General features: G+C 36.9%; 3 protein-coding genes and 1 pseudogene. 2 read left to right on the top strand and 2 right to left on the bottom strand.

Features of this window, described 5'->3' with window-relative positions; genetic code table 11:
• Nucleotides 1-74: 74 nt before the first annotated feature.
• Nucleotides 75-676, top strand: a pseudogene (gene ribA, locus AVJ19_RS20530) (GTP cyclohydrolase II).
• 135 nt (nucleotides 677-811) lie between these two features.
• Here the strand turns inward: ribA and trpA are convergent.
• Complete coding sequence (gene trpA, locus AVJ19_RS20525) at nucleotides 812-1,600, bottom strand: tryptophan synthase subunit alpha (RefSeq protein ID WP_111861364.1); 789 nt, start codon at nucleotides 1,598-1,600, stop codon at nucleotides 812-814.
• Nucleotides 1,597-2,808 carry a tryptophan synthase subunit beta gene (gene trpB / locus AVJ19_RS20520; protein WP_111861363.1) on the bottom strand — a complete coding sequence of 404 codons (1,212 nt, stop codon included), beginning with the start codon at nucleotides 2,806-2,808 and terminating at the stop codon, nucleotides 1,597-1,599. The genes trpA and trpB overlap by 4 nt, the downstream gene beginning before the upstream one ends.
• 100 nt (nucleotides 2,809-2,908) lie before the next feature.
• Here trpB and AVJ19_RS20515 point away from each other — a divergent pair.
• A partial coding sequence (locus tag AVJ19_RS20515) for a LysR family transcriptional regulator (protein ID WP_111861362.1) occupies nucleotides 2,909-3,674 on the top strand: 766 nt, incomplete at its 3' end.

The following is a 3,674-nucleotide window of genomic DNA, read 5'->3' as shown; positions in this document are numbered from 1 at the left end:
CCTCTGAAAACTATTTTAGCTGGAAAGTAATAGTTGCAAGTTTCTAAATTTTTAAAATACAGGGGTATAATTAAATGGCTATAGAATTTGTTTCTAAATCAAAGTTACCTACTGCGTTTGGCGATTTTGAAATTATAGCGTTTCAAGACCAAAGTACTGGTGAAGAACATATCGCTCTTGCCAAAGGCATGGATACTATTTCGAATCAACCAATACTCGTCAGAATTCATTCGGAATGCTTAACAGGCGATGCTTTGCTTCACTGAAATGTGACTGTGGTCCACAATTACATTCAACTATGAAAATGATCAATGATGCAGGTCAAGGTGTGATCTTATACTTACGCCAAGAAGGTCGCGGCATAGGACTAACCAATAAAATTCGAGCTTACGCACTTCAAGATCAAGGACATGATACTCTTGAAGCCAATTTATTATTAAATTTACCAGCAGATGCTCGTAAATATGATATGTGTACCATTATGTTAGATTATTTAAAAATAAAGAATGTAAAACTCATTACAAATAATCCCCTTAAAATTAAATCTTTAACTGATTTAGGAATTAATGTTGTTGAACGTATTCCTTTAAAAGTTGGTTTAAATATCTTTAACAAAGCTTATCTAGAAACAAAGCAAAAACGCATGTCACATCTATATGATAATAGTGATTTTTAAAAAGCGATCACTTTTAGAAAAAAATCCACATATAAAGTTCTATCTCCCTTTCGGGAGATAGGCGAAGATAAAATACTGTTTTATATTTAATTATGTTTTTAAAGAATACGCAAATACCTATCAAAGATAGCTGGCTTATTCTTTATTTTCTCTAAGTATTTGCGAAAAAACTGTGACTTTTTCTAAAGTCGCATTCATCCCCTTATTAAAAAAAGTATTGACAAGTGCTGAGCCAATGATAATAAGATCTACTTTATTGGCTAAAGCTTTAACATGACTTTCATTTTTGATCCCAAAGCCAATTGCAACTGGAATATTAAAAATAGGCTTGATTTCAGCAATCTTTTTCTCAATATTGGGTAGATTTAAATGCCCCCCTGTTAAGCCATTTTCTGCAACATGATATAAAAAACCTGTCGCGCGCGCTGAGATTTGCTCTAACCTTTCAACTGGGGTCGTCGGCGCTGTCATTGCAATTAAATGCATATTTTTTTCATGTAATTGCACTTCAAAGTTTTCTCGATATCCATATGGAGCATCTAAAATCAATATTCCATCTATAAGATTTTCTGTTTCGGCGACAAGTGTTTCGAAACCATATTGCATCATCGGATTTAAATAAGTCATAAAAATTATTGGTGTCGTGTCATCATGCAGCCTGATTGCTTTTACCAACTCAATGGTCTGTTTTACCGTTTGACCTGCACGTAATGCTCTAAGATGTGCTGCCTGAACGATCTCTCCATCTGCCACTGGATCTGAAAAAGGAATGCCAACTTCAATAATGTCAGCCCCAGCTTGACCTAATTGGCTCAACAGACGACAACTTTCTGCAAAATTAGGATCTCCAGCAGTAAAATAACAGACCAGACCGCTTCGATTTTCCAGTTTCAATTGCTCTAATTTTTGATCTAGACGGTTCATGCTGTAGCTCCTGCAAGATATTTTTTGACCGTGTTTAAGTCTTTGTCACCTCTGCCGCTTAAATTGACAATAATAATCTGTTCTGGCTGCATTTCTTGAGCAAGTTGAATCGCATACGCAATTGCATGAGAACTCTCAAGCGCAGGAATAATGCCCTCCTGTTGGCTTAAAAGCTGAAATGCATTTACAGCTTCTTGATCGGTTATAGCCGTATATGTCACACGTCCTGTTTCAAACAGAATGCCATGCTCAGGGCCAATACCAGGATAATCTAGGCCGGCTGATATAGAGTGTCCTTCTAAAATCTGCCCATCTAAATCTTGTAATAAATAGGTTAAATTGCCATGCAGCACACCAACTTGACCTTTGCAAATAGAGGCGGCATGTTCACCAGTATGTGTTCCTTTTCCACCTGCCTCAACGCCAAAAATTTTGACATTCAGGTCTTCTAGAAAGGGATGCATCAACCCTAATGCATTTGATCCACCACCAACGCAAGCAACCAAAACATCCGGCAATTTATTTTCTTTGAGGAGTATTTGGTTTCTGGCTTCTAGACCAATAATTTTCTGAAATTCTCTAACCATCGTCGGATATGGATGAGGGCCTGCGCCAGTACCCAACAGGTAATAGGTTGTATCCACATGACGAATCCAGTCACGTAATGCTTCATTCATGGCATCTTTTAAAGTCCCACGACCTTTTTGAACACTTCTGACTTCAGCTCCGAGTAATTTCATGCGTTCAATATTCATTTGTTGGCGCTGAATATCTGTTTCTCCCATAAAAATGGTGCATTTCATCTTAAACAGCGCGCAAACCGTTGCTGTTGCAACACCATGTTGTCCAGCACCCGTTTCTGCAATGATTCTGGTTTTCCCCATAAATTTGGCCAATAAGATTTGCCCAACACAATTATTAATCTTATGCGCACCCGTATGGTTCAAATCTTCCCGCTTGAGATAGATTCGAGCACCTCCCGCATAAGCTGTTAGGTTTTTTGCATAGAAAAGAGGACTAGGCCGCCCAACAAAATCTGTTAAAATTTGCTGATATTCAGCCCAAAATTCAGGTTTGTGCCGAACAGTATTAAAGGCTTGCTCTAATTCTTGAAGTGCAGGCATCAAGCTCTCTGGCATGTAACATCCGCCAAATTTACCAAAAAATCCCAAGTCATCAGGACCATTACCTGTATAAGGGGTTGTCATCTCATATCTCTTGCTGTATCCATTTTTTTCATCTTAAAATATTTTCATTTTTCTGATAATTGATATATTTTGAGCTTATGGTGTTAGAAAATTTTACAACATGAAACGTAGAACATTGCCTCCCCTTAATGCTTTAAAAGCATTTGAAGCCGTCGCCAGAAATAAAAGTTTCAGCTTAGCTGCGGAAGAGTTGTGTGTCACCCATAGTGCGATTAGCCATCAAATAAAACAGCTAGAAGAATGGTTAGATAAAAAATTGTTTATTCGAAATTCCTCGACCATCTCTCTGACGGCGGACGCCGAAGAATTATCTCGAGTTTGTACGCATCTTTTTAATAATTTAGAACAATGCATCTTTGAATTAACAAATAAAACATCAGAGGTAGAAGTGGTAATAGGCGCTTCTCATAGTTTTATGGCAAATTGGCTAATTCCCCGATTAGAAAAACTCGAAGTCATTTATCCCAATATCCATATCAAATTAATGACATGTAATGACTTAAAATTGTTAGAAAAAGAGAAAGTTGACATATTGATCAATAGCATCAATGAGAATCATATGCTTCCCAACTTTTTGAATAAATATCTTTTATTTCCCGATAACATGGGGCCTATTTGTAATCGTGAAATAAATCCGCTTCATACAAAAAATGATCTTTTAAATTATCCATTACTTCATACCCACTCAAATAAAAATGCATGGCATACATGGTTTAATCAGTCCCAAATTCACTTTTCCCCAAAAGCGAATGATCGCTATTTTGATAGTCTCAATTTAATGATAGAAGCTGCTGTGTCTGGGTTAGGAATTGCGATAGCGCCTCAAATTTTAGTAGAAAAAGAAATATTAAATGGAAGGGTCATTG

The organism is Acinetobacter sp. CFCC 10889 (genome assembly GCF_003268395.1).
GTDB lineage: Bacteria > Pseudomonadota > Gammaproteobacteria > Pseudomonadales > Moraxellaceae > Acinetobacter.
The sequence above is the reverse complement of the archived record's forward strand: the minus strand, read 5'-3'. Positions and strand labels throughout refer to the sequence as shown.

Coding starts and splice junctions, on each gene's coding strand:
- trpB (WP_111861363.1), bottom strand. CDS start 2,808: ATGACAACCCCTTATACAGGTAATGGTCCTGATGACTTGGGATTTTTT.
- trpA (WP_111861364.1), bottom strand. CDS start 1,600: ATGAACCGTCTAGATCAAAAATTAGAGCAATTGAAACTGGAAAATCGA.